The sequence below is a fragment of the Moorena sp. SIO4G3 genome, from assembly GCF_010692305.1.
Lineage (GTDB): Bacteria > Cyanobacteriota > Cyanobacteriia > Cyanobacteriales > Coleofasciculaceae > Moorena > Moorena producens_A.
This window is the reverse complement of the sequence record NZ_JAAHIG010000105.1, coordinates 1-25,430: the sequence shown is the minus strand read 5'-3', so window position 1 is coordinate 25,430 and position 25,430 is coordinate 1. Positions and strand designations below refer to the sequence as shown.

Here is a 25,430-nt window from a genome sequence, read left to right as displayed (position 1 = left end):
GATTTCACGAGGGATGGATTTTCACCATCATGGTTATCAAGTTATCATGGTTCAGTAGACCAAGCAGCTAATCCCCCAAATCTTTTATGGGATAAGGTTTATAGCTAACGAATCGCACCTGGCTGTAATAATCTGGGTTGTCCCTTAATTCAGGAAGGTAACAAACAAGGGGACAGGCATTGATTGAGCACCGATTTTGTTCATACCAATAAAAACGGTCAGTCAATAAATAATTATATTGAGCACACAACATTGAGAGCCAATGATCTATCTTAGCTTTTTGCTCTTTTGTTGGTTTTAACCGGTACTGGTAGGCGATTCTCATTTGACTTGTTCCTCGTTTATCGACCTATTACAATTATACTATACAGACAGTAAAAACGCCTGTCATAATGAAAACAATAAAAATGATAATTAGACTTACTGATTTTGAAAAAAAGCAACTAGAGCAGGAAGCAGAACGGAGGGGAATGACTCAGTCATCACTACTTAGGAGCTTGATAGCTCGCTTCCCTGTTCCCGTAGCGTCGGCTTTGCCGAATCCGAGAGACTCTGTCCGCGATTCATCTCACACTCATGGCGTAGCATTGAGATGTGAGATGAATCGCGGATGAAGCTAAAAAATCGACTTGGTCTTGAGTTAGATTACACCCTTAACTAGAACGAGTAGTTGCCGACCATTCGCTCAACTTTAAGTTGAGTTTACCAAATTTTTATCTATTTGTGGGAAGTTTCGGAAAAATCTGAGTGGAAAGCATGCCAGTCCTTTTTCTTTCTGTTTTCTTAACTCCCCTTCTGCCTTCTTCTGGCTTCTTTCCCCTTACCCTACCCAAACCTCCCACACTCCCGACTCCCGACTCCCGACTCCCGATTCCCTATCTCCCAATTACCGATTACCAATAGTTTGTTGAAAAGCTGGACGTTCAGACAAACGGATCAGATAATCAGCAACAGCTGGATACTCCTTAAAATCAAAATTTACCAGTATTTTGGCATAAGCTAAATAAGACCCTACTGCAATATCCACCACACTGAAATTATCCCCTAACAAAAACGGTTTATCCGTTAATATTTCATTTAGTGGCTGCAACAAACTGGGCGCTTCTTTCTCCCGTCTATCGTCCAAAAACAATCCTGGACCTAAGGTAGCATTAGCAAACAACACCCACTGCACAATCTCCGACTGTTCTTCCAGAGAAATAGGGGTTTCTCCATACTTATTAGCTAGGTAAACCAAAATTGCTCCCGACTCCCAAAGTTTAAAGTCCCCATCCACAATTGCTGGCACTTTCCCCATCGGATTAATCGACAGGTATTCCGGCTGTTTATGCTCTCCAGCTTTCATATCCAGCAAGATATAATCATAGGGCACTCCCAACTCCTCAAGATACCACTGCACAATGGTAGCTCGGCTCCGAAGACCACCATAAAGTTTTAGTTGTGCAGACGATTGACTGACTTGAAAATTTTCTTGACTACTGAATCCTGAGTCTTGAGTAGGATAAGAGATTGTTCTAGATCTAGATTCGTTTACCTTAGGAGTATTAAAGTCACTTTGTCCACTGACAGGATTAGCGTATCCAAGGATTATAGAAGTGGAGAAAGTAGCTAAGAAATAGAATAATAGACGCATAGCAATAAGTAAAGTAGTTTTTTAATGTTTTAGGGAGCAGGGAGCAGGGAGTAGGGAGTAGGGAGTAGGGAGTAGGGAGTAGGTGGAAAAATCCTGCTCAAAGTCCCCCTTGTTAAGGGGGATTTAGGGGGATCAATTTGTACCTGATGGGATATAGAGTTAGGTAAAATATATAGCAGTTTTCAGGATAATGAAGTCCACAATATTTTTATCCTCTTAGCTCTTAGTTCTTACCTCGTTTGACTTCACCGCTCCCTACTCCCTACTCCCGACTAGTTTTTTACAAAACTTTTCAAAATATGTTATAATAAAAAATTTTTATGCTACACTATAAGAGTGGGCGCTGAGACGCCCGGAGTCAAGAGCTAGCCCGTAGATGTTGGACCGTCGGCGGGCTAGCTCTGGCTCCCCTACAAAAGGAGATAGTTTATTATGATGTATTCTGAACGCCTTCATCCGTGGGTGGTCATTCGGCTGTTACCCAAAATGCAGCGGATAGTTGTTGCTCGCTTCCGGAACCGGTCGGATGCAGAGGGACACTTATGGGCTCTGAAACGATTAATGCCTGATGGTCAATTTGTGATTGTCTTTGACGTCGGTAATCTAGAGGTGTAACTATGAGCATTTAATCTTATCAAACCTTATCATACCTTTACAAATATGTTAGTCTAGATTTGTAGAGGTTAAGCCGTTATGAAAAAATATGTCACCCCAAAAGAGGCAGCCGAATATTACGGTGTCTCCATTACAACACTCAGGAGATGGGATAAAGACGGAAGACTTGACAGCATCAGGACTCAAGGGAATCAAAGAAGGTTTTGTGTTCAAGGACAAGACCCGCAGAGTAAGCCCATTGTCGCTTATGCAAGAGTCTCTACACACTCCCAACGAGACGACCTTGATAGACAAGCTGAATTTTTACGGTCAAAATACCCAAACGCTGAAGTTATTTCAGAAGTTGGATCGGGACTCAATTTTAAACGGCGAAAGTTTCTCAAAATATTGGAACGAATATACAGCTCTGATATCTCGGCATTTGTCATTGCATACCCAGATAGAGCAGTCCGATTTGGATTTCCGTTACTTGAATGGTTGTGCCAAAAAAGTGGAGTTAAACTCTTGGTTCTCAATGAACGTAAATTATCCCCAGAGCAAGAACTCGTCGAAGATATCTTGTCCATCCTCCACTGTTTCTCTGCTAGGCTTTACGGACTCCGAAAATACCAAAAACAAGTCACGAAAGCGGTACAAGAAAAAACCTCGGAATCAGACGGTGAAGTTGACACCCAACAGTGTCTCAAAGATCAGGGTGTTTCCGTCTAAAGAACTTCATAAAGTTTGGAAAACTTGGCTCAACGCTTATCGCTGGGTTTATAACTGGTCCATAGCTACTATCAAGAATGGCTATCAAGGTAGTACCTACGATCTACAGAAAATAGCAAGAGGCGCTGATAGACCAGAATGGGTAAAAACGCTTCCAGGTCATCAACTACAAGAGGCAGTAGCTGATGCGATCGATGCAGTTAAGCAGGCGAAAGCTAACGGAGGTTTTGCTAAGTTTAAGTCCTGTCGTCAGACTTCCCAGGTGATCAAGTTCAAAGCAGGAAACTTCAAGAAGGGTTTCTGGTACCCAACAAAAGTAAAAGGATTGTCTTTCCGCTCACCTCAAGACTTCCCTACCGAATGTATCTACGGAACTCAATTAGTGTGGATCAAAGGAAAATGGTACGGGATTTTTCCTGAGTACATTGAGCCCACTCCTACTGAAGAGGAACGAGTAATAGCCTTAGACCCAGGTGTTAGGACATTCCTTACTGGTTTTGATGGCAGAAATTATATCGAAATAGGTAAGAGCGATATTGGTAGAATCCAAAGACTTTGTCAACAATTAGATCGGTTGATGAGTCGTATTGACTTAAGCTCTGCCAAACGTCAGAGACGTTCGCGAAGCGTGCGCCAAAGCGCAGCAATGAGGAAAGCCGCTCATCGTTTACGCCAAAAGATTCAAGACTTGATCAAGGACACCCGCAACAAGTCGGCCGACTTTCTCGTTAGTAACTACAAGCTGATCTTTTTACCAAGGTTTGAGACATCTTTGATGGTTGTAAAGTCAGCTAGGAAGTTGAACAAGAAGACAGCTCGCAATCTGCTCACCTGGAGTCATTACAAATTTCGTCAACATTTGATACAAATGGCAGATCGGCATGATGTAATGGTGGTATTAGTTAATGAATCTTACACGAGCAAGACTTGTCCGGAGTGCGGTCATATTCACGAAAAATTAGGCGGTAATAGAAAATTCCAATGCCCAAAATGTGGTTTCTCATTACCACGGGATTGGAATGGCGCACGGAACATAATGATTCGTGCTTTGTCGGCAACAACCACCAGGTTTTCACCTGGTGCTATACAGGTCATTCCTGCTGATGAGCAGGTTTAGACAGGTTAAATGTTGCACCTCGGTAATCCAATGGATCAGGAATCCTAGGTATTTTGCAGCGGTCAGCGGTCAGTGGTCAGCCTTCAGCCTTCAGCCTTCAGCGGTCAGCGTGGCACAGGCTTCTAGCCTGTGAGTTAACCCATAAGCTGATTACTGATTACTGATTACTGATTACTGATTGCTGATTACTAATTACTGTTCGCGTAGCGCTTAAGCTGATTGCTAAAAGCTGATTGCTGATTGCTGATTACTGATTACTGATAGCTGATAGCTTAGCAGCAGCAAACAACTCTGGTGTAGTATGTCACAATGAACCAGATAAATCTCTATCGCGCTACTATATTAATACTATTATGACTAAGTTTGTCTTCATCACTGGAGGGGTTGTATCCAGTATTGGCAAGGGGATTGTTGCTGCTAGCTTGGGACGTTTACTCAAATCCCGGAACTATTCCGTTTCCATTCTTAAACTAGACCCCTATATTAACGTAGATCCGGGCACCATGAGTCCCTACCAACATGGAGAAGTCTTCGTAACATCAGACGGTGCTGAGACAGATTTAGATTTAGGTCACTATGAACGGTTCACCGATACCTCCGTCTCTCGCCTCAACAGTGTCACCACTGGCTCGATTTATCAAGCGGTAATCAATAAAGAACGTCGGGGTGACTACCAGGGGGGGACAGTCCAGGTGATTCCCCACATTACCAATGAAATAAAACAGCGCATTCATCGAGTTGCCCAAAATTCCAATCCTGATGTATTGATTACAGAAATTGGTGGCACATTGGGGGATATTGAATCCCTACCGTTTTTGGAAGCAATTCGTCAATTCCGTAAGGATGTCGGGCGCAATCACGTACTTTATATGCACGTCACCCTATTACCTTGGATTCCTGCGGCTGGAGAAATTAAAACCAAGCCAACCCAGCACTCGGTAAAGGAATTGCGTGCTATTGGCATTCAACCAGATATTTTAATTTGCCGATGCGATCGCGCTTTGCCAGTGGGATTAAAAGATAAAATATCAGCATTCTGTGATGTACCAGTAGAGTCAGTTATTTCTGCACAGGACGCTAAAAGTATCTACGAAGTGCCCCTAATGCTAGAAAAAGAAGGACTAGCCCAGCAAACCCTAGAGTTATTCCAGATGGAGCAACGGGAACCAGATTTAACCCACTGGCAGCAGTTAGTTGAGCGTTTGCATCATCCCACTCACCACCTTGAAATTGCCATTGTTGGTAAGTATATCAAACTAACTGATGCCTATCTATCCGTTGTGGAAGCGTTGCAGCATGCTGCGATCGCAAAAGATACCAAAATCAAAATACACTGGGTTAGTGCTGAGGATGTGGAAGCTTACGGCCCTGAATCCTTCCTAAACGGTTTTAACGGTATCCTTATTCCTGGAGGCTTTGGGATTCGGGGAGTAGATGGCAAAATTCAGGCAATTCGGTATGCTAGGGAAAATCAGATTCCCTTGCTAGGCTTATGTTTAGGGATGCAGTGTTCTGTAGTTGAATGGGCAAAGCACGTAGCCCTCTTAGAACAAGCCCATAGTGCCGAGTTTTTCACTGATACCAAGAATCCCGTCATTCATCTATTGCCAGAGCAACAAGATGTAGTGGATTTAGGCGGTACCATGCGTTTAGGGCTATACCCATGCCGTATAGCACCTAATACTCTAGCATCTTCCCTCTACCAAGAAGAAGTCATTTATGAGCGCCACCGCCACCGCTATGAATTTAATAATGCTTATCGCAACCTATTTATAGAAACAGGTTATGTCATTAGTGGTACTTCTCCCGATGGTCGCCTCGTGGAAATAATTGAATTGAAACAACACCCCTTCTTTATTGCCACTCAGTTCCACCCAGAATTTAGCTCCCGTCCCAGTCATCCCCATCCATTGTTTGTGGGATTTGTGCAAGCTGCCATTGATAAAGGACAAGTTAAACAGCCTAGTAATAACGGCAGTACTAGCGAAAACCAGCAATCCCCTGCGGAAGTAAGCTGCTAACTATGTGACGGGGTGCATCTCATATTTATTTGTAAAAAAGTTGCGTAGGGTGCGTTAGGGGGGGCCTCATTGTCTTGATGCAGTCGCTCATGGGGGAAACCCCCAAGACCGCGCTGCATCGCTTTCCGCCTCGTAGTCAGGGTTTAGACAGCCCGCCCCGTAACGCACCACCTTGTCAAACAACAAAAATGAGATGCACCCTATGTGAGGCAAGTTCTTTCGGTATCGATCAGGGCAAATAGAGCAACGTGGGTAACTTATGTCGCAGATTAGGGTATGAATGACATCATACCCGATAATTCCCCTCGATCAAAAGATAATTCCACAGAAATTATCCGGCTCTGAGGAATAAAGCCCTGAAATATAACATAGCTTAATCAGCAGCTAGGCAACAGTGTCTTGATGCAGTCGCTCATGGGGGAAACCCCCAAGACCGCGCTGCATCGCTGAAGTACCCCAACCGACACGAAGTAGGTTGGGGCTTCCAACTTGCGCTCAATTCAGGGACAGTCTTAAGAGAATTAAGAATGAAGAATTAAGAATGAAGAATTAAGAATGAAGAATTAAGAATCCAATTCTAAATTCTCAATTCTCAATTCTCAATTATTCCTATCCTTCTTGGTTGAAAGTCAAGTAACAAGTAACAAGTGTTAATTAACAACAAGTAACCAGTAATCTCAATAACTAAATGAATTGTGATCATTTTTGTTCCCTGTTCCCTGTTCCCTGTTCCCTATTCCCTGTTCCCTTTGGGAAAGTGATTAACTCGAATCATTCGAATTGGTAATTGCTAGTATTACCAACCCGTTATCCCAATAAGGAGGTTTTGTGAGTTACTGGATAAAAGTTAATTACGATCATCGAGAATATGTCATTGATCTGGACCGGCTTAGTACATTCACCCATGGTCCCAACGGAAAAATAACCTTCTGGTTACCCGATAGTACTATCCCCATTATTGTCAACCGTCAAAATGACCCAGACGGTTATCAACGAGTGGTCAACTACATTCAAAAGTTATCAGCACGATCACCTAATGGTTTTTGGATTACATTCAATTACGAGCGTCATGATTATATCCTTGACCTCAACAAAATCAGTAGTTTTTGTCACTACCCAAATCAGAGATTAACCTTTTGGTTACCTGACAGTTCCATGCCCATCATTATTAGCGAACAAAAATATCCAGACATTTATCATAAGATAATAGACTACATTGAACAAAAAACTGGCTACCTACTAACGTAATTCTACCTTCTTAATTCTTAATTCTTAATTATACATTCTTAATTCAATGTAATTACTGTAACTTCTGGTGGACAAAATAGACGACCTGGCCAATACGTTCCTAAACCACGATTAGTGTATAATTGGTTTCTACCGATCCGATGTAGACCCTCGGACCATTCCCAATGGTTAGTTACTTTTGAACATACTTTCAAATACGGTATCCAGGGCTGCACAGGTCTAGGAATATACTTGCGGAGAGTTTTCAACAATGCTGGCGCAGGTCCGATTCCTGGAATCACAATCTGACCACCATGGGTATGACCAGACAACTGCAAATCCACTCGCCAACGCTGTAATATCTCCGCAGTATCAGGGTTGTGAGATAAAACAATCCGGGGTGTTTTGGGGTCAATTTGATTGAGCACTGGACCAGGATTGAAATCACCAGACCAAAAATCAGCAAGTCCTACTAGCGGTAATTGTGCTCCAAACGGATAAGCGATCGCATTCCACAACACCTTCACACCAATCTTAGTTAGAGCCTTAGTAACTGTTGCTTTGGAATGAGGCCAGACTAAATCATGGTTACCCAGTACAGCATAGATTCCATGGCGACTTTCCAGGTGCTTCAATCGCCGCACTAGTAGATAAATCGGAGTTGGGCTATTGGTTACGTAGTCGCCAGTTAACACAACTAGATCAGGTTCAGCTTGATTAGCGGCTTCAATAGCGTCAGCTAAGATATTTTCTCGTAACTGCTGTCGATCATAATGTAAATCGGATAGTTGTACAAGCTTTGTGCCTCGCAATGACGTAGGTAAATCAGCGATCGCAACGGTGATTTTTTCTACCCTTATCGGTCCTGAAAATATCCAATTCATCCAGCTAATCGTGAGGGTCATTAAACACTTCCCTCCAGCATAGCTCAGCCATACTAAATATCAACTAGATGAATGGCAAGCTATCAGCTAATGCGCTACGCGCACGCGTGCGCGTTCAGTTATCAGCTATCAGCCCTAGCCAAGACTGACCGCTGACCGCTGACCGCTGACCGCTGATAGCTTAAAATATAATTTACAATTACGGATAAAATCAGGATTTTTTTTGATTAATAAAAATTTTTACTTTATCTTTTGACCAGGCTTGAGTATAACTTCTTTTTTGGTAAGTTATTTCCTCAGCTTGGTTCGTTTGATCAGGTTCAGGTTTAGTTGAAAAAATTGCACAAGGAATAAATTTGCTATTGCTGGAAAGTTCAGACTTACTAGCTGATGTATTTTTAACGTTTATATGTTTAATCCTCACTGGTGAATCAGTCTGTTGTTGTAACAGTATCCACAATGGGTATTCCCAGTCATTGTCACCTAAATACAGTCCAATATCTGTACATTGACTACTTTTAAACACATCAATAGCACCGAGGTAACCTGATTGGATTCGAGACCTACTGTTAAAATATTGCTCAGTACGGCTAGTGTTGAAAATACTGTTAGCGCCCACAACAGGTCGTTCTCTGCCAGATAATGCCCATGGTAATGATGTGATGATCAGAACCACTGCTATAATATTGGCAACTTGAGGTAGCTTAATTTGGGACAATACTATTCCCACTACTGCAGAAAAAAGTAAGAAAATTGGTAAATGAAGCCGACTATTCCACCATTGCCATTTCAACAGGAAACAAAATAGTATAACTATGCTAACAATAGCAGCAATATAACTAATTATATAGCGTTGCTTTCGACCCTGTCGTTGGATAAAACAAGCGATGATGGAGAAAACGATTAAAACTAGATGAAGGGTGTTGCTGGTATTGTTTTCCGTAGCATTAATTCCCAGAGTTGATAATCCACCAGGAATCCCAAACTTGCCGATATAGGTGGTGCGGGGGTCACTAATATCTACACTTAAAACGAGATGGAATAAATTAATTATCTTATTGGAGATAGCATTAATAATCCCAATCGGTGTTCCCAGGTGAAGACCAATATTTCTCAAAATATTAGAAACTAAGACTGACGTTGTAAAAATTTCATTAGTATATCGTAGTTCTTCTGACGCCGTAGCAATTGGAGTGCCATACAAGTCGAAGTTACGGATATAGTGACCAAGATTAATTAAAATAACAATAATCCCTACCATTAAAATTGGCTTCCACCATCGCCAACGTAGGCGCTTAATCATCATCAGTGAAAACCAGATAAATAAGGGTAATGTATAAATATAGGCTGTTGCTTTCGTAACAATAGCCATGCCCATGGTAGCACCAACCCCTACTATAGTAATCCAGCTAACTCTGGATTTGATAGTCAAAATGATCAAGTAAGCCAAACAAATCACCCAGAACGAAACCACATAATCATTCTGGGTACTTGACCCTTGTAGGATTCCCATGGGAATAGTCGCAGCGACGACAGCAGCAAAAATCTGTCCTCGTATAGTCGCTCCTAGTTGTTGAGCAATCAGAGATACCCCAATCACGCTACCAATCATACTGAACCATTGGACAAGATTAGCAAAGCGATCGCTTCCACTCAGGAGTTGAAAATGCATGATCGTAAATTCAGCCCAAGGGTTTTGGTAAAGCTGTCTGGGAATATGGGTAGGATAATGGGCAACACTGTGATGCTGCATCCAATGAAGCACACGACTCATGTGGTAAGTCATGGAATCCCAGGTGTTGGGAGGCGCAACCATAGCAGTTAAGCCTACGATAGCGATCAGAAATCCAATACCTCCAAGTAAGACCAGTAAGAAACCAGAGATTTGGGCATTTCCATGTTGTGAAGCCTGGGTGCGGGTGACTCGTCCTGATTTAACAGTCCGAAAGTAGGCAACAATCAACGTCAGACTCAGTAAACCCCAGATTCCTGCTAACCAACCCCAAGTAATTAACTTAAATAAACTTAAAACTTCAGTGATAAAGGTTAATAAGACTCCCCAGGTAATCGCTGTCCACAATAGGGAACTACGCCAGCAAGAATTGTAACGATAGATGAAGAGAAATAAAACAGTGAAGGTAATTAGAGGGAGCAAAGCCAACATAGTTAGTTATTATAGTTAATTTATATAGCAAAGGGAGGAGGGAGTAGGGAGTAGGGAGTAGGGATTAGGGATTAGGGATTAGGGATTAGGGCACCAAAAATTATGACAATTCCTACAGGGATTGGTATAGTTAATTAATTTATAGTTAATGAATAGTTGATTAATGATGAAAATACTATCAAATCTGGTGGACTACTTATCCTATCTTTTCTGGGGTAATGGGTACTTGACAATTTACTATTATCCATTACCGTAACCCAAAAATCCAGTGAATATTTGGTAAGTGATTAGTAAGCTATCAGCTAATGGGCTACGCCCATTAGCTGATAGCTGATAGCTGATAGCTGATCGCACCTCAAGTAGCGTGCGTGGCACAGGCTTCTAGCCTGTGATGTAGCGCATTAGCTGAATGCCCACCCGAGACGCTAAACACTGATAAGTTATTGTTTGACTACTCCCTAACGAAAAATATTGTATTTTAAGATACAGAATATTGCCCTAAACCCATCCCTCCAGCCAATTTTTTTCCCTTCTTCGTAAGTGCGACCATAGTAAGATATTCCTACTTCATAGATACGGCATTTCTTTTTGGCAACCTTAGCAGTAATTTCCGGTTCAAACCCAAACCGAGATTCTTGGATTTTGATAGATTGGATAAGTTCACGCCGGAATGCCTTATAGCAGGTTTCCATATCGGTAAGGTTAATATTGGTAAACATATTGGAGAGCATGGTTAAAAATTTATTCCCCACCATATGCCAGTAATACACTACCCGATGAGGACCACCACCAGCGAAACGGGAGCCATAAACCACATCCGCTTTGCCATCAACAATTGGCTGCATTAACAAGGGATATTCCTGGGGATCATACTCTAAATCAGCGTCTTGAATGATTACAATATCTCCAGTAGCCAAGCCAAAGCCAGTCCGTAACGCAGCTCCTTTACCACGATTCTTGTGATGATAGACAACATGGTCAATTTGGGATTCCAGTGATGACTCTAAAATCTCTCTAGTGCCATCGGTTGAGTAGTCATCAACAACAATAATTTCACACTCTTTAACCGGAGATGCTTTAACAGCTTCAATAACATTAGCAATTGTGTTGACTTCGTTAAAACAGGGTATTACAACACTTAGCTTCATAAGCTTAAACCTTAACTAATAAGCAAATAATTTGATTAGATTAAAACTTTACATAATCTTTACATAATCCCCGCCCAATTCTCCTAGCCTTTGGTTAAGTCAAGAGTTTGAGGCACTAAACACTTCAACAAATCTTTACATAACCTTAGTGACATAAATAAGTGACATAAATAAAGTTATGCAAAGTTTCCCTGTGATTAGATGGGATTTATCCCTCAAATTCAGGGCAACACAAGGATTTATAGAGGATTTATAGATAGGTTTGAGGTTGACTACTTGACACCCTCAAGAAATTAGTATAATTCTACTGTAGGATTATAAATAGATCAACTAAATAGAGCAACATAGAGCAACTAACATAGAGCAACTACTAAACCATTACGCTCAAGGCTGATTGGGGAGTCGTTGCTGATTAGTATTTTGCTAAGCATATGCGCTACTTGAGGTGCTGCTTGAGGTGCCGTGAGCTAAAGGCTCACGCTACTTGAGGTGCGGTCAGCCGTCATACTTTGGCTGATAGCTTGTAGGGTGGGCAAAAATAGTTTGCTTATGGGTGAGTATTCTAGATTACACTACTTTGCCCACCCTACTTTAATTGGTCTGATAGCTGATAGCTGAATGCTGATAGCTGAACGCGCACGCGTGCGTGGCACAGGCTTCTAGCCTGTGATAAGTGCGCATATGCTTACGTATTTGGACTAATGACTGATAACTAATGACTAATAACTAAACTAATGACTAATGTCATAGGCTTGATAGCACCCTTAGATTAGGGGCGCTAGACATTAAGTACTAAAACCTAAAACCCAAAACCTAACAGCTAACACCATTAACCTAAAAAAAATTCCATCAACCAAGAGAGTATGTCTTTGGATACCAGTAATGACTACACAAAATCAGAAGAATCTCACCTTAGTGATTCTTCCTTATCCTTGGTGATTCCCACCTATAACGAGAGTAGAAACATCGGGGAGCTAATTAGAATCCTGAGCAATTTGCTCGATGAAGCTATACCAAACCAATACGAACTGATTGTAGTAGATGACGATAGTCCCGATCGTACCTGGGAAATCGCCCAGGCTCTGATGTCGGACTATCCACAGTTACAGGTAATTCGCCGTCAGCATGAACGGGGGTTATCTACAGCAGTTATTCACGGGTGGAAAGCAGGTACTGGAAAAATTTTGGGGGTAATTGATGGAGATTTACAGCATCCACCAGAGATATTAGCAAAACTTTTGGTAGCAATGGAGGATGGAGCCGATATCGCCATTGCCAGTCGTCATGTAGACGATGGTGGTGTTAGTGATTGGAGTGTAGTGAGGCGTTTCTTATCCAGAGGTGCTCAACTTTTAGGATTATCGATTTTACCAGAGGTGATCGGTCGTGTTTCTGACCCGATGAGCGGTTATTTTATGGTGCGCCGTAGTGCCATTCATGAAAAAGACCTCAATCCTCTGGGTTACAAGATTCTAATTGAAGTGCTAGCTAGGGGAAAAATTGGCCGGATTGCAGAAGTTGGCTATGTATTTCAAGAGAGACTCTCAGGAGAAAGCAAAGTTACCTGGAAGCAGTATGTAGACTATATTAGACACTTACTCCGGTTAAGGTTTTCTCTCGGAACCATTGGTCAACTTAGAAAACGCATTCCCTTCCCTTTAAAGCGGTTTATTCGTTTTGGCTTAGTAGGATTCAGTGGCGTATTTGTGGATATGACTGTGCTTTACTTACTCCATGACCCTGCTAGTTTAGGTTGGGGACTCACCCGCAGTAAAATTATTGCTGCTGAAGCGGCCATTATCAATAACTTTATTTGGAATGATGCCTGGACGTTTAGGGATATAGCCAGTCAGCAGTGGGGATGGGGTAAGCGATTGAAACGGTTTTTGAAGTTCAACCTGGTCTGTTTGATCGGTTTGTGCCTAAATGTGCTGTTGTTGAATCTGTTGTTTAATCTCCTGGGAATTAACTATCTGATTGCAAATGGTATTGCGATCGCAGCCGTTACTTTCTGGAATTTCTGGATTAATCTAAAACTCAACTGGCGCGTGACGCAAAAATAAAGATAAGCAGTTAATTGTTGACTGTTGACCGTCAACAGCAAAAGGTTTTAGGTTTTAGGTTTTAGGTTTTAGGTTTTAGGTTTTAGGTTTTAGGTTTTAGGTTTTAGGTTTTAGGTTTTAGGGGTAATAAAATTTAATGTACTTCATAACAAGATAGCGTTTATAGGACTCATGAGGTACACAAAATTATTTGACTATTGGCTCTTGCCTTCCCCTCCTCGGAGGGGTTAGGGGTGGGTTTCTCTTACCTGCTCCCTGCTCCCTGCTCCCTACTCCCTGCTCCCTGCTCCCTGCTCCCTGCTCCCTGCTCCCTGCTCCCTGTTCCCTAAAATCTAGAAATTGTGTACCTCACAAGTAGTAGAATTGCTATATATGCTAAACAAATTGCAGCAAACCCGTAGATTTACATCAACTTGGTTAGGGCTTTTAATTATTATCCTGTTGATGCTAGGAATAGTGTTTCGATTCGTAAATCTTGACCAAAAGACCTACTGGATTGATGAAACCTTTACCTCACTACGGATTTCTGGTTATCGATTGTCAGACATGATACCCGAAATTTCTAATGGCGATGCAATCGCTATTAAAGAATTACATAAGTATCAGCAGACAAATCCAGAAAAAAAACTGATTGGTACCATTAAGGGATTGGCGTTTGAAGAACCTCAACATCCCCCATTATATTACGTAATGGCGCGATTCTGGTCACAGTTATTTGGCAATTCAGTAGCAGTGAGGAGAAGTTTTTCAGCTCTGATTAGCTTGCTGGTGTTTCCTGCTATCTATTGGTTATGTCAAGAATTATTCGAGTCGTCCTTGGTGGGATGGGTAGCTATGGCCTTAGTTGCCGTTTCTCCCTTTCAGGTCTTGTATGCCCAAGCAGCAAGACAGTATGGCTTATGGACAGTAACGATTTTGCTATCAAGTGCAGCACTGTTACGGGCAATACGGTTAACGAAACGAAGAAACACGACTAATAAGATTAGAGATATCCTACACTTTATCTCTACCTGGGGAATTTACGCCCTCACGTTAGTGACAGGATTTTATACGTTTTTATTTTCTATCTTAGTAGCCATCAGTCATGGCATCTATGTACTGATAACAGAACGGTTCCGCTTTAGTAAAATTATTGTTTACTATGGGCTATCATCCTTAATGGCTTTGATGGTATTTGTTCCTTGGTTACTGATTTCTAACAGTAACCTTTCTAAGGTATCCAGCAAAACCAAATGGGCACTCCAAGAAGTTCCTTTATCATCATTAGCCCAAACCTGGTTGATTAATATTAATCGAAATTTCTTTGATCTCAACCAAGGCTTAAATTTCCCCAGTGTAGTAGTCTCTGTAATAATCTTCATCCTAGTCGGCTATGCCATTTACTTTCTCTGTCGTCATAGTCCCAAACGAGTTAGTCTATTCATCTTGACATTAATTGGAGTTACCGCCGTAGCCCTAGTGCTACCGGATTTAATTTCCGGAGGTAAGCGTTCTAGTGTAACTCGCTATCTAATTCCCTGTTATCTTGGTATTCAGCTAGCAGTTGCTTACCTATTTACTAACAAAATAACTAACAAAATAACTAGCATTTTTCAGGGAGTATGGCAACAAAAGCTATGGCGACTCGGAATGATTTTACTACTGTCTGGTGGAATTGTCTCCTGTGTGATCAGTTCTCAAGCGGAATTTTGGTGGAACAAGTATACTAGTGCTAACCATACCCAGGTAGCAGCAGTTATTAACCAGGCTGAGCAACCCCTCTTGCTGACAAAAAGTCTGGAAGTGATATCCCTGTCTTACCTTCTCGACCCCAAAGTGAAGTTTTGCTGGTTAAGCCAGAAATCCGTAAAGATGCCTAATGGCGAAAAAAGCAAACAGTTAATCATCCCCGAAAATACCGATGAATTCAGTGATGTATTTTTATATAATCCATCTAGGGAGTTGCGAGAAAAAATCGAGAAACAATACAACTATAAATCAGAACTTATTGGCAAATGGAACCATAAACTTGAACCAACTTACGAAATTAAAACGTTTCTGTGGAAACTAGTAAAGCAATAAACCTAAGCAGTAAGCTATCAGCCGTCAGCCGTCAGCTTTCAGCTTATTTTATTAAAAGGTGCGCTTTCCGCATCTAATTATTAAATTCGCCACGGGTCGCACCTAAAAGCACCGATTGCAATACGCGCACGCTGCGCGAACAGTAGCCTGGCCACAGGCCCAAAGCTGATAGCTGATAGCTGATAGCTGATAGCTGACGGCTCAATACTTACGTCCTGTTTATAATAACCCTATAATCAAAGGAGCTTGATCATGGCAATGATTTGCCGTAAATACGGCTTACTCTACCTGATGGCACCGCGAACTGGTTGCACAGCAGTAGAAGATGTCCTGGAAAAAAAGCTAGAAGGCGAACTAGTCCCCGCCCAAGACATCCTAGACGCCAACGGAAAATTTTTGATGCACAGAAGACATCATTCTCTACGAGAGATGTTCAGACGTAATCTTTTGACAGAAAAAGAGGCAGCATCTTATCTAAAATTTAGTTGTATTCGCAACCCTTTTGACAGTTTAGCTTCCGACTATGTAAAAAGAGCCTCAAAATACCAACACTTTATCGCTGACTCTACATCATGGGTTCACCGTCTACCGGGTTATATAGAAGACATGGAATTTTGCAAAACCCATTCATTTAATGATTGGATTGAGAAACACTATGGCTCTATTTACGGAAATGGACTGAAACGAACCGTTCAATCCCTGGTTCGGAATACTAATCGAAACCGAGTTAAACAGTTTCTAGGTCTTCCAGCTGAACCGTATACACTCTACGGAAACTATACCAAAGGTATGGATACTGTGATGCGTTTTGAAACTCTTCAGGATGATTTTGACAGAGTCCTGGATAAAGCTGGAGTGCCCTTCAAAGTCCAAATACCAGTGATCAACAAAACCGAAGAAAGAAAGACAGACTATCGCGATTACTATAATGAGCGATCGCGAAAAATTGTCCAGTACATTTTTGACGAAGAACTAAAGCGCTACGGTTACGAATTTTGAACAAGCTAGTAGCGGTTAGGGCATGAGCTGTTACCCTTGAGCTGATCTCTAACCGCTTTGAGGCGATTAAGTATAAATTACTATGCCATCTGCTACGCTCAAATATGCCTATTTCCCCGGCTGTGTTGCTCAAGGAGCCTGTGGAGAACTATACCAATCTACGTCAGCCTTAACCCAAGCGCTAGGAATTGAACTGATTGAGTTGAAAAAAGCTGCTTGTTGTGGTTCTGGAACCTTCAAAGAAGATTCCCAACTCCTAGAAGACACTGTTAACGCTCGCAACATCTCCCTAGCTGAGGAGCTGAATCTACCCCTGTTAACCCATTGCAGCACCTGTCAGGGAGTAATTGGTCATGTAGATGAGCGTTTAAAGGAATTCCAAGAGACCGACACCGGTTATGTGGAAAAAGTGAATGGCTTGCTGAAAAAAGAAGGCTGTTCTCCTTACAAAGGCACTACAGAAGTCAAGCATTTACTGTGGGCATTGGTGGCAGATTACGGCATGGAAGCCCTAGCAGCACAAGTGAGTCGCAAGCTAACTGGACTCAAGTGTGCTGCATTCTATGGTTGTTATTTGCTGCGAGCTCAGACATCCATCTCCTACGATGACCCAGTGCATCCAGAATCCATGGAAACTGTATTTCGCACCGTAGGAGCAACACCTGTATATTACCGAGGTCGTACTCAATGTTGTGGTTGGCCAATTTCTAGTTATGCCACAGAACAATCCTTCAAGATGGCAGGGAGCCATATTCAGGAAGCCTTGGATGCTGGCGCAGACTGCATGGTGACCCCTTGTCCGTTGTGTCATCTTAATCTGGACTCCCGTCAACCGGAGGTAGAAAAGGTGATTGGGCGTCAGTTAAGGTTACCAGTATTGCATTTACCCCAGTTAGTTGCCCTAGCCCTAGGGGTTAGTCCAAAACAACTGGGTTTAGAACGGCACGTGGTTTCGACCGCACCTGTACTAAAGAAGTTGGGTCATACTTGACTAGTTATAGGGCTACGCGCAAGGGCAACAGGCAAGAGGCAAGAGGCAAAAGTTTACGTGCATTAGCGTTTCAGCTTCTATCAATGTCCTAACTTTAATGGGTAGTGCTATATCATATCCCTTATTGGGTAATGGGTAATTGGTAGTTAACGATTACCCATTACCCATTACCCATTACCTTTTGTATTTGCCAGACAGAAAAGCACCCCCTCGGGGGTGCCTCATCAGTTACCATCAACAGCAGCCAACTGCTGATGGAGGGATTTCAGTCTCAACTATAAACTGTTGTATCTAAGCTGATGCTTCGGTTTCAACCGGGTAAACGCTGACTTTTTTTTGGCTTTTACCCCTTCTTTCAAAAGTGACTATGCCATCAGCTATTGCAAATAGGGTGTCATCACCGCCGCGACCAACATTGGTACCAGGATGAAACTTAGTACCTCGCTGACGTACCAAGATGTTGCCAGCCTTGACAAACTGACCACCGTAGCGCTTGACCCCTAGGCGTTTGGAATTAGAGTCACGACCGTTACGAGTACTTCCTGTTCCTTTCTTATGAGCCATAATGTTCCTTTATATTTCAGTGTTTGTACGGGAATTTTGAGGGAATTTTGCCCTCTCCACAGGTCTGAGGGATAAAAATAACATACCTATCAAACTGTAGACGAGGGGAATCAGGCTCCTAACTGGTTTCCATCCCCACCGCTATTGCATAGGGGGTTTTCACTGGGGAGCTGATCCAAGCATCCTTACCATCATTAAACTATTTCCGATAAACTATTCCGGAGCAGTTTCAGCGGTTTCCTGAGTTGCTGGTGCTTCAGTTGCTGGTGCTTCAGGGGCAGTTTCTGCTGAGATTGGTGCTTCCTCTGGTTTGGAAACCGAGGCGAGGACAGAACCATTCATACTAATAGCATCAATCATCAGACGGGTTTTTTCCTGTCTGTGTCCCCGCTTCTTACGGGTTTTCTTCTTGGGCTGCATTTTGTAGACGATGATTTTGCGATCGCGAAAGTGTCGCATCACCGTTCCTTGTACGGTTGCTCCTTCAACTAAGGGCTGACCGATGCTGATTTCACCATCATGATTAACGAACAGGACTTTGTCGATGGTGACATTTTGCTCTGGTTCAACGTGCAGTAGTTCGATGTCGTAAAAGCGACCGGGTTCTACTCGCAGTTGCTTACCACCAGTTTCGATAATTGCGTAGGTCATGGATTTTTTGTTCTACAGTTGCCGTACAGGTAGCTGGTTAGTGTTGGTTCCGATGGATAGGATTTCTTGGTTGTGCCAGCTTTTGGTATGCCTTCACCTGATCCGAGCAGGAATGGACACTTAATCTACCATTATCTTTGATTGATTTATATTTGTCAACACCATAACCGTGAATCCTGACAGTAAACCTACCATTAGGGTGACCCTACTTGTAGATTTGCTGCCCAGTTTGTGACTACTCCTACATCAAATCAAAGATTATGATGTAGGCTTCTCAAACTCACGAATGAGACTTGCTGTTCCTCAATATCCTGTATTGATTTACCACAGCCATTGAGCGGTAGTCCGACCGCCATTAATCCACGATTTAAGATATTAATACCACTGTTCCAATCACGGTCAATTTTGACTTGACAACTGGAACAACAATGAACACGCTCACTCAAACTTTTTTCAACCCTAGAACCACAATTAAAGCACTCAATACTTGTCCCCCGTGGGTTGACTTCCTCGACTAACAAGCCGCGTTTGACCGCCACTGCTTGCAATATCTCCAGAAATGCACCCCAAGCTGCATCATGTATTGATTTGGCTAACTTAGTTCGAGCAAGTCCTTTGATGTTTAAGTCTTCGTGAGCAATTAAGTCATACTTACTACACAACCAATGAGCAACCTGATAATGAAACTCCTTTCGACAACGGGTTAAATGAAGGTGTAATAAAGCCACTTTCTGCTTGGCTTTTTTCCAGTTTTTAGACCCCTTGAGACGACGGGACATTACTCGTTGAGCTTGAGCAAGTCTGTCTTGAGCTTTCCTGTAAAACTGCGGAATAGGTATAGCTTCACCGTCTGAGGTGGTTAAAAATTTTTCTAAGCCAACGTCGATACCGACAGCAGATCTAACCGAATCCACAGGTAATAGCTCAGGTACGGTATCATCTTTCATTGAAATGCAACAATACCAACCATCAGCCTTTTTGACGACAGTACACTGTTTAAGAGTAAATCCATCTGGTATTGGTCTATGCATGACCACAGGTATTTGACCAATGCGACTGAGCAATAGAAAGCCATCTTTTAGATGGGCCCCGGCACGCGGGCTGTTCACACGTGGAAACACGAATGACCTTAATTGACCTTGTTTCTTGAACCGAGGTCTTCCCCCGCGTAACCCATGCTTCAGCGGCTTCCGCCATCTATCCCATGCTTTGTTGAGCCGTTGTAGGTTAATCTGCTGAGTTTCTGCGTAGATTTGTTTGTAATCAGGGAATAGCCGTTTGGTTTCCTTGAGAGCTGCCTGCTGGGTGTAATAGTTGACCGCTTCTGGAATAACACCTATCGGCTCACTAATCAAGCTACATCTATCAATCGGTGAGCGAGTCCGATTGAGCCAATCAAGTCGTTGCCCTAGAGCATAGTTCCAGTGACGACGCAACAATTCAAGCCACCTTTCCATGATGGCTATCTGTTCGGGACTTGGTTTGATTTTGTAGCAGTACGTTAATATCACTGTGCTATTGTACCACTTACGATCGCACCTCAAGCAGCGGAGGCCAGAGGCCACAAGCGTGGCCTCTGGCCAATCGCTTTTAGCGGAAGCTTCGCTTCCGGAGCGAAGCGTGGCCTCTGGCCAATCTGTTGAGAACTTCAAGACCCTGTCGGGCAAGGTGTCTCCCGTTATAATCTCCGATTTAACGGGAGACACCTTGCCCGTTTAGTTGGTAAGTCCTGGTAAATTTGTAAAGAAGTATTGCTAAAAGACGTTGACACTAGATCATATTTTTTTCAATTTACCCACTTTAGCTGTAGCAGCAAACAACTCGGTTCTAACTCACCTCACCGGTATTGTTAACCAAATCTTAAATGGCATATCTAATGTACTCTTCTTTAGCATCAGTGGTATGCCACTGATTGTCTTGTGGCTAGTCTGTGGTAGCCTATTCTTCACCTTCCGGATGAACTTCATAAACATCTGGGGATTTCGACACGCCATTGATATAGCCTTAGGCAAATACGAGCAACCCAACCAAAACGGTGAAATCTCTTCCTTTCAAGCTCTATCAACTGCCCTATCCGCTGGTGTTGGACTCGGTAGCATTGGCGGTGTTGCCTTTGCCATCAGTATCGGAGGACCAGGAGCTGCGTTCTGGATGACCCTTGCAGGGTTATTGGCCATGAGCAGTAAATTTGTAGAATGTACCCTGGCTCAAAAATATCGAGTGGTCAGACCAGACGGAACTATAGCTGGTGGTCCAATGTATTACCTCTCGGCTGGTTTAGCGGAAATGGGATATCAAAAACTCGGCCAAATTGTCAGCCTGCTATTCTGTATCTTTGCCATTGCTGGGTCATTTGGTGGTTCGAGCATGTTTCAAGCTAACCAATCCTTTGAAGTAATGGCCAGCGTAGTCCCCTGGCTGATCAATCGAGGCTGGCTTTATGGGTTAATTCTGGTTGGCCTAGTGACATTGGTGATTATTGGTGGCATTCAACGTATTGGCTTAGTGGCTGGTACCATCGTACCCGTCATGTGTGGGATCTACATTTTGACATCCCTCTGGATTCTGATTGTCAATTTTTCCAGCATCCCATCTGCAATCGAAACTATTGTGACAGAAGCCTTGTCTCCCCAAGCCGTTGAGGGAGGTTTGATTGGGGTGTTAGTACAGGGATTAAGGCGTTCAACCTTTACTAATGAGGCAGGTATTGGTACATCTGCCATTGCTCACGCCGCTGCCAGGACTGAGGAACCAGTGCGAGAAGGCATTATAGCCCTACTCGAACCCTTTATTGTTACTGTGGTCATCTGCAATATGACTTCTCTAGTAATAGTCATCACTGGAGTATACAAAAATTCTGAGTTTGCTGAGTTCGGTGGTGCCGAAATGACCGCCGCTGCTTTTGGTAGTGTCATTAGTTGGTTTCCCATCCTCCTAGCAATATCTGTGTTCTTTTTTGCTTTCTCTACTATGATTTCATGGAGTTACTATGGTGAAATCTGTTGGGATTATTTGTTTGGTTCGAGAACGTTGATTGTCTACAAAGTATTATTTTTGATCACCATCTTTATGGGAGCTGTGGCTAACCCAGAAGCAGTCATTAATTTCAGTGATAGTATGCTTTTTTCTATGGGTTTACCTAATCTTTTTGGTGCCTACTTTCTCTGTAGCAAAGTAGCCACTGAACTTAAAGACTATATGGATCGCTTGAATTCTGGAAAAATAGTTACCGTCACTCAATCTTCCTAGAAGATTAGTATTTATAATATTTTTAAACAAGCCATAGGAGTCAATAATCTATGAGCTTATTTGCCACCGACCGTGTACTTGTACCCATTGATTTTTCTGAAACCTCCTTTGAGGCTTTAGAAAAAACAATAGACTTTGTCAAGGATGCATCTCATCTATACGTTATCCATGTCTTACCTCCTCTCAACCCTGGTGAACCGGGAGTGATGTGGCGTACAGTAGATAGCCAGACTCGTAAATCCCATGTGGAAAAGGTACTTTCTGACAGATTCAAGGAACCTCAATACGAAGGAATCCATGTCAACATCAGCATTGGCAATCCTGCCTCAAACATCATCGACTACGCCAGGGAACAAGCCATTGATCTGATTGTGATCCCATCTCATGGCTACACCGGTCTGAAACGATTTGTTTTGGGGTCAGTAGCTGAGCGAGTCGTTCGATTTGCCCACTGTCCAGTGCTTGTGCTGCGACGGGAAGTCTGACAGTGATTAAATTTTTTTAATTTGGTTTGGGTCATTCTGGGGAAAATATAGTAAATGAATTTAATACCAAGTTGCGGTCCAACCTAAAACTTTCTGTTCTCCCAATCTCCCAATCTCCCAATCTCCCAATCTCCCAATCTCCCTATCCAAGCAATCTACTATCTTTGAATGCAACTCGGTATAATATCTGTCTTAATATGTTTCTATCTTGAAAACTCTACCGTTGACTCATAATGAAGTGCTATCTTGCAGCTGCCATTCAAATGACTAGCTCCCCTGACCTAGAACAAAACCTAGTCCAGGCAGAAGAACTGATCGACCTAGCCGTGGGTCGTGGTGCTGAATTGATTAGCTTACCAGAAAACTTTTCTTTTCTTGGTACAGAGGAAGACAAAATTACCCACGCTGATGCGATCGCAGAGCAAAGTGAGCAATTCCTCAAAACTATGGCGCAACGGTTCCAGGTCACGATCCTTGGTGGTGGCTTTCCGGTACCAGTGGGTAGTAGTAAAGTCTACAATACTGCCCTACTCATCGGTTCGAGTGGCAATGAACTAGCGCGCTACCATAAAGCTCATCTATTTGATGTTAACCTCCCTGATGGGAATACCTATCGAGAATCAGAGACAGTTAAAGCTGGAACTGAACTACCCAAGGTCTACCCGTCCCCAGAATTCGGCAATTTGGGACTGTCTGTCTGTTATGATGTGCGATTTTCGGAACTCTACCGACACTTATCCCAGAATGGAGCGGATGTATTGTTTGTGCCTGCTGCCTTCACCGCCTACACTGGCAAAGACCATTGGCAAGTTCTGCTCCAAGCTAGAGCCATAGAAAACACCTGCTATGTGATTGCCCCAGCCCAAACTGGTCGTCACTATGCCATGCGCTACACCCATGGTCATGCAATGATAGTAGACCCTTGGGGGGTAATCTTGGCAGATGCTGGAGACACACCAGGAGTTGCGATCGCAGAAATTGACCCAAACCGTCTCCAACAAGTCCGCCAACAGATGCCTTGTCTAGAACACAGAGTGTTTGTTTGATTAGTTCTTAGTCTTTCTTAACCTGAGTTCTAGATAAACTTGATAATGTCGAACTCAGGTCATAACTACAAACTAAGTACTAATGACTAGCAACAGCCACAGCAGATTGAGGCCAACGCCCTACGGCTTCACCAATGACCGCCAATTCTTTCACCAATTCGTCAAACCGCTCCGGTGTCAAGGATTGTGGTCCATCAGACAGGGCTTTAGCGGGGTTGGGGTGAACTTCTATCATTAACGAGTCAGTTCCAGCTGCGATCGCTGCTTTTGCCATAGCTGGAACATATTCAGACTTCCCTGTGCCGTGACTGGGGTCAATCATAATCGGCAAGTGAGTTAGGAGTCGTAAGACTGGCAGTACTGAAAGATCTAGGGTATTCCGGCTGTATTTACGGTCAAAAGTCCGAATTCCCCGTTCACAAAGAATCACATTAGAATTACCCGCTGCTAGGATATATTCAGCAGCCATCAACCACTCATCAATAGTTGCTGACATCCCCCGCTTCAGGAGTACTGGCTTATCTTGAGCCCCGACTTTTTTCAGTAGGGCAAAATTCTGCATATTACGGGCACCAACTTGCAGAACATCTGCTACCTTACCAATTTTATCCACATCAGCCGTGTCCATCACTTCGGTAATGATGCCCAAGCCACTTGCTTCCCGTGCTTTGGCTAGCAAATCCAAGGCACTTTCCCCATGACCCTGGAAGGAATAGGGGGATGTCCGGGGTTTGTAGGCACCTCCCCGCAAGAACTTTGCTCCTGATGCCTTAACCCTGCGTGCTGTTTCCACGATCATGTCCTCGTTTTCCACGGAGCACGGACCAGCAACAATCACCAAGGGATGGTGTTCACCGAAGACCACTGGCCCATTCGGTGTTGGCACTAGTACCTCACTGGCTTCCCCGTGACGATACTCACGGCTAGCCCGTTTAAACGGTTGCTCTACCCGCAGTACCTGTTCTATCCACGGACTAATTTCCTGAATTTGCAGGGGGTCTAAAGAAGCGGTGTCACCGACCAGACCCAACACTACTTTATGCTTACCAACAATTTTTTCTGGAGTCAGCCCCCATTGACTAAGTTCCTGGCTCAGGCGAGTCACCTCGACTTCTGGAGAGCCTACCTTCATGACTACTATCATAAAAAAAATCCTCGTGAGTTTATAAACCCCGCGTCTAATGACCGGGGATGAAAAACGAGCCGACTAAGAGCCGATTAATGGGTTGTACATGTAAACAAAGATAATTCTAAGGCTGAAACCCAAGATTTCCCTTAGAGTGTGTCATACAACTAGATTCTTAACAGCTTAGGGATTTTAGCCCCAGTCTGGGAATGTGGGTGGTAGATGGTCGAGTTACTCCCTTTTACTCCCTTTGCTGTTGACAGAGTGCTTTCTTATTCTATAGAACACTTTCTTGCTCTAGATATGCCTTTTTGGCTTATATTAATATTTCAGATCGACCCGATTGCTTTAATTTTGATTAGGAATCTTATTACAAAGGGAGCGATCGCTCTTTTCTACCTCGTGGTTAGTTTTTAAATAATCACCGGCCCAGTCACAACCAAGCTTCAGTAGAGTATCTAGATCTGAACTAAATGTTTGATTTTCAAGGTTCCAGAGTGTCACTGCCCCATCAACACTAGCCGAAGCAAGAGTCTTACCATCTGGACTAAAACTTACAGACATGACCCGATCTCGGTGTCCTTCCTCACTACCACAACGTTGTTGTGGTCCGGCATGAAGGAAAGAGAAAAAAAAATCATGAAACAAAATTGTTACGGTAAAGCGACGCAATCACAT

At 43.0% G+C, this 25,430-nt stretch carries 25 protein-coding genes and 1 pseudogene; 16 read left to right on the top strand and 10 right to left on the bottom strand.

Annotated elements, in window-relative coordinates:
• Positions 1 to 118 precede the first annotated feature (118 nt).
• Positions 119 to 325: pseudogene (locus tag F6J99_RS19550) on the bottom strand (helix-turn-helix domain-containing protein); the annotation flags it as partial.
• A gap of 82 nt (positions 326 to 407) precedes the next feature.
• Between F6J99_RS19550 and F6J99_RS19545 the strand changes: the two are divergent.
• Together F6J99_RS19545 and F6J99_RS19540 are read left to right on the top strand one after the other, a co-directional pair.
• Positions 408 to 614 carry a hypothetical protein gene (locus F6J99_RS19545; protein WP_293114477.1) on the top strand — a complete coding sequence of 69 codons (207 nt, stop codon included), beginning with the start codon at positions 408 to 410 and terminating at the stop codon, positions 612 to 614.
• A 142-nt stretch (positions 615 to 756) separates the two neighbouring features.
• A complete protein-coding gene (locus tag F6J99_RS19540; RefSeq protein WP_293114475.1) occupies positions 757 to 903 on the top strand; it encodes a hypothetical protein in 147 nt (48 codons plus the stop codon).
• On the opposite strand, the gene F6J99_RS19535 is transcribed toward F6J99_RS19540, so the two are convergent.
• Complete coding sequence (locus F6J99_RS19535; protein ID WP_365973701.1) at positions 887 to 1,633, bottom strand: glutathione S-transferase family protein; 747 nt, start codon at positions 1,631 to 1,633, stop codon at positions 887 to 889. The two genes, F6J99_RS19540 and F6J99_RS19535, sit on opposite strands and share 17 nt — an antisense overlap.
• Positions 1,634 to 2,065: 432 nt before the next feature.
• Between F6J99_RS19535 and F6J99_RS19530 the strand changes: the two genes are divergently transcribed.
• The 6 genes from F6J99_RS19530 (at position 2,066) to F6J99_RS19505 (ending at position 7,342) form a co-directional block, all read left to right on the top strand.
• On the top strand, positions 2,066 to 2,248 hold the full coding sequence (locus F6J99_RS19530; protein WP_293114473.1) for a hypothetical protein: 183 nt from the start codon (positions 2,066 to 2,068) through the stop codon (positions 2,246 to 2,248).
• A 78-nt stretch (positions 2,249 to 2,326) separates the two neighbouring features.
• Entirely contained in the window at positions 2,327 to 2,956 is a 630-nt protein-coding gene (locus F6J99_RS19525; protein WP_293114471.1) for an IS607 family transposase, read from the top strand.
• A complete protein-coding gene (locus F6J99_RS19520) occupies positions 2,907 to 4,073 on the top strand; it encodes a transposase (protein ID WP_293114469.1) in 1,167 nt (388 codons plus the stop codon). The genes F6J99_RS19525 and F6J99_RS19520 overlap by 50 nt, the downstream gene beginning before the upstream one ends.
• Before the next feature lie 353 nt (positions 4,074 to 4,426).
• Entirely contained in the window at positions 4,427 to 6,094 is a 1,668-nt protein-coding gene (locus F6J99_RS19515; protein ID WP_293114467.1) for a CTP synthase, read from the top strand.
• 89 nt (positions 6,095 to 6,183) lie between these two features.
• Positions 6,184 to 6,336: a hypothetical protein gene (locus tag F6J99_RS19510; RefSeq protein ID WP_293114465.1), complete on the top strand. Its 153-nt coding sequence runs from the start codon at positions 6,184 to 6,186 to the stop codon at positions 6,334 to 6,336.
• Positions 6,337 to 6,922: 586 nt separating this feature from the next.
• Positions 6,923 to 7,342: a hypothetical protein gene (locus tag F6J99_RS19505; protein WP_070395806.1), complete on the top strand. Its 420-nt coding sequence runs from the start codon at positions 6,923 to 6,925 to the stop codon at positions 7,340 to 7,342.
• Between the two features lie 38 nt (positions 7,343 to 7,380).
• Here F6J99_RS19505 and F6J99_RS19500 read toward each other — a convergent pair whose 3' ends face one another.
• The 3 genes from F6J99_RS19500 to F6J99_RS19490 form a co-directional block, all read right to left on the bottom strand.
• On the bottom strand, positions 7,381 to 8,226 hold the full coding sequence (locus tag F6J99_RS19500) for a metallophosphoesterase (protein ID WP_293114462.1): 846 nt from the start codon (positions 8,224 to 8,226) through the stop codon (positions 7,381 to 7,383).
• 190 nt (positions 8,227 to 8,416) lie between these two features.
• Positions 8,417 to 10,369, bottom strand: coding sequence for a hypothetical protein (locus F6J99_RS19495; protein ID WP_293114460.1), 1,953 nt, complete (start codon positions 10,367 to 10,369; stop codon positions 8,417 to 8,419).
• 458 nt (positions 10,370 to 10,827) lie between these two features.
• Complete coding sequence (locus F6J99_RS19490) at positions 10,828 to 11,517, bottom strand: glycosyltransferase family 2 protein (protein ID WP_293114458.1); 690 nt, start codon at positions 11,515 to 11,517, stop codon at positions 10,828 to 10,830.
• A gap of 863 nt (positions 11,518 to 12,380) precedes the next feature.
• Here F6J99_RS19490 and F6J99_RS19485 point away from each other — a divergent pair.
• The 5 genes from F6J99_RS19485 to F6J99_RS19465 all read left to right on the top strand — a co-directional run bounded on the left by F6J99_RS19485 (position 12,381) and on the right by F6J99_RS19465 (position 17,631).
• Positions 12,381 to 13,580 (top strand): glycosyltransferase, encoded by a 1,200-nt coding sequence (locus tag F6J99_RS19485; RefSeq protein ID WP_293114456.1) that lies wholly within the window; start codon positions 12,381 to 12,383, stop codon positions 13,578 to 13,580.
• A 197-nt stretch (positions 13,581 to 13,777) separates the two neighbouring features.
• Positions 13,778 to 13,909 carry a hypothetical protein gene (locus tag F6J99_RS19480; RefSeq protein WP_293114454.1) on the top strand — a complete coding sequence of 44 codons (132 nt, stop codon included), beginning with the start codon at positions 13,778 to 13,780 and terminating at the stop codon, positions 13,907 to 13,909.
• A gap of 127 nt (positions 13,910 to 14,036) precedes the next feature.
• The gene (locus F6J99_RS19475) at positions 14,037 to 15,641 is read left to right on the top strand and encodes a glycosyltransferase family 39 protein (protein WP_293114452.1); all 1,605 of its coding nucleotides are present in this window, start codon (positions 14,037 to 14,039) and stop codon (positions 15,639 to 15,641) included.
• 252 nt (positions 15,642 to 15,893) lie between these two features.
• Entirely contained in the window at positions 15,894 to 16,640 is a 747-nt protein-coding gene (locus F6J99_RS19470) for a sulfotransferase family 2 domain-containing protein (RefSeq protein ID WP_293114450.1), read from the top strand.
• 82 nt (positions 16,641 to 16,722) lie between these two features.
• A complete protein-coding gene (locus F6J99_RS19465) occupies positions 16,723 to 17,631 on the top strand; it encodes a CoB--CoM heterodisulfide reductase iron-sulfur subunit B family protein (protein WP_293114448.1) in 909 nt (302 codons plus the stop codon).
• 291 nt (positions 17,632 to 17,922) lie between these two features.
• On the opposite strand, the gene rpmA is transcribed toward F6J99_RS19465, so the two are convergent.
• From rpmA to F6J99_RS19450, 3 genes are all read right to left on the bottom strand, one after another.
• Positions 17,923 to 18,195, bottom strand: coding sequence for a 50S ribosomal protein L27 (gene rpmA / locus F6J99_RS19460; RefSeq protein ID WP_070395797.1), 273 nt, complete (start codon positions 18,193 to 18,195; stop codon positions 17,923 to 17,925).
• 213 nt (positions 18,196 to 18,408) lie between these two features.
• Complete coding sequence (gene rplU, locus F6J99_RS19455) at positions 18,409 to 18,846, bottom strand: 50S ribosomal protein L21 (protein WP_293114446.1); 438 nt, start codon at positions 18,844 to 18,846, stop codon at positions 18,409 to 18,411.
• Between the two features lie 251 nt (positions 18,847 to 19,097).
• Positions 19,098 to 20,357 carry a transposase gene (locus F6J99_RS19450; protein WP_293114481.1) on the bottom strand — a complete coding sequence of 420 codons (1,260 nt, stop codon included), beginning with the start codon at positions 20,355 to 20,357 and terminating at the stop codon, positions 19,098 to 19,100.
• 334 nt (positions 20,358 to 20,691) lie between these two features.
• Between F6J99_RS19450 and F6J99_RS19445 the strand changes: the two genes are divergently transcribed.
• From F6J99_RS19445 to F6J99_RS19435, 3 genes are all read left to right on the top strand, one after another.
• Positions 20,692 to 22,095 (top strand): alanine/glycine:cation symporter family protein, encoded by a 1,404-nt coding sequence (locus F6J99_RS19445; RefSeq protein WP_365973704.1) that lies wholly within the window; start codon positions 20,692 to 20,694, stop codon positions 22,093 to 22,095.
• A gap of 50 nt (positions 22,096 to 22,145) precedes the next feature.
• A complete protein-coding gene (locus F6J99_RS19440) occupies positions 22,146 to 22,580 on the top strand; it encodes a universal stress protein (protein ID WP_293114444.1) in 435 nt (144 codons plus the stop codon).
• A gap of 233 nt (positions 22,581 to 22,813) precedes the next feature.
• Positions 22,814 to 23,626 (top strand): carbon-nitrogen hydrolase family protein, encoded by an 813-nt coding sequence (locus tag F6J99_RS19435; RefSeq protein WP_293114443.1) that lies wholly within the window; start codon positions 22,814 to 22,816, stop codon positions 23,624 to 23,626.
• 79 nt (positions 23,627 to 23,705) lie between these two features.
• Here the strand turns inward: F6J99_RS19435 and aroF are convergent, their stop codons facing one another.
• Both aroF and F6J99_RS19425 read right to left on the bottom strand, forming a co-directional pair.
• A complete protein-coding gene (gene aroF / locus F6J99_RS19430; RefSeq protein WP_293114441.1) occupies positions 23,706 to 24,770 on the bottom strand; it encodes a 3-deoxy-7-phosphoheptulonate synthase in 1,065 nt (354 codons plus the stop codon).
• Between the two features lie 330 nt (positions 24,771 to 25,100).
• Positions 25,101 to 25,400, bottom strand: a complete 300-nt coding sequence (locus F6J99_RS19425; protein WP_293114439.1) for a hypothetical protein — start codon at positions 25,398 to 25,400, stop codon at positions 25,101 to 25,103.
• Positions 25,401 to 25,430 lie beyond the last annotated feature (30 nt).

Excerpts from the sequence above, each read along its gene's own strand:
- F6J99_RS19440 (WP_293114444.1), top strand. The coding sequence starts at position 22,146 with ATGAGCTTATTTGCCACCGACCGTGTACTTGTACCCATTGATTTTTCT.
- F6J99_RS19540 (WP_293114475.1), top strand. The coding sequence starts at position 757 with ATGCCAGTCCTTTTTCTTTCTGTTTTCTTAACTCCCCTTCTGCCTTCT.
- F6J99_RS19490 (WP_293114458.1), bottom strand. The coding sequence starts at position 11,517 with ATGAAGCTAAGTGTTGTAATACCCTGTTTTAACGAAGTCAACACAATT.
- F6J99_RS19545 (WP_293114477.1), top strand. The coding sequence starts at position 408 with ATGATAATTAGACTTACTGATTTTGAAAAAAAGCAACTAGAGCAGGAA.
- F6J99_RS19485 (WP_293114456.1), top strand. The coding sequence starts at position 12,381 with ATGTCTTTGGATACCAGTAATGACTACACAAAATCAGAAGAATCTCAC.
- aroF (WP_293114441.1), bottom strand. The coding sequence starts at position 24,770 with ATGATAGTAGTCATGAAGGTAGGCTCTCCAGAAGTCGAGGTGACTCGC.
- rplU (WP_293114446.1), bottom strand. The coding sequence starts at position 18,846 with ATGACCTACGCAATTATCGAAACTGGTGGTAAGCAACTGCGAGTAGAA.
- rpmA (WP_070395797.1), bottom strand. The coding sequence starts at position 18,195 with ATGGCTCATAAGAAAGGAACAGGAAGTACTCGTAACGGTCGTGACTCT.
- F6J99_RS19500 (WP_293114462.1), bottom strand. The coding sequence starts at position 8,226 with ATGACCCTCACGATTAGCTGGATGAATTGGATATTTTCAGGACCGATA.
- F6J99_RS19465 (WP_293114448.1), top strand. The coding sequence starts at position 16,723 with ATGCCATCTGCTACGCTCAAATATGCCTATTTCCCCGGCTGTGTTGCT.
- F6J99_RS19535 (WP_365973701.1), bottom strand. The coding sequence starts at position 1,633 with ATGCGTCTATTATTCTATTTCTTAGCTACTTTCTCCACTTCTATAATC.
- F6J99_RS19470 (WP_293114450.1), top strand. The coding sequence starts at position 15,894 with ATGGCAATGATTTGCCGTAAATACGGCTTACTCTACCTGATGGCACCG.
- F6J99_RS19510 (WP_293114465.1), top strand. The coding sequence starts at position 6,184 with ATGGGGGAAACCCCCAAGACCGCGCTGCATCGCTTTCCGCCTCGTAGT.
- F6J99_RS19530 (WP_293114473.1), top strand. The coding sequence starts at position 2,066 with ATGATGTATTCTGAACGCCTTCATCCGTGGGTGGTCATTCGGCTGTTA.
- F6J99_RS19495 (WP_293114460.1), bottom strand. The coding sequence starts at position 10,369 with ATGTTGGCTTTGCTCCCTCTAATTACCTTCACTGTTTTATTTCTCTTC.
- F6J99_RS19435 (WP_293114443.1), top strand. The coding sequence starts at position 22,814 with ATGAAGTGCTATCTTGCAGCTGCCATTCAAATGACTAGCTCCCCTGAC.
- F6J99_RS19525 (WP_293114471.1), top strand. The coding sequence starts at position 2,327 with ATGAAAAAATATGTCACCCCAAAAGAGGCAGCCGAATATTACGGTGTC.
- F6J99_RS19515 (WP_293114467.1), top strand. The coding sequence starts at position 4,427 with ATGACTAAGTTTGTCTTCATCACTGGAGGGGTTGTATCCAGTATTGGC.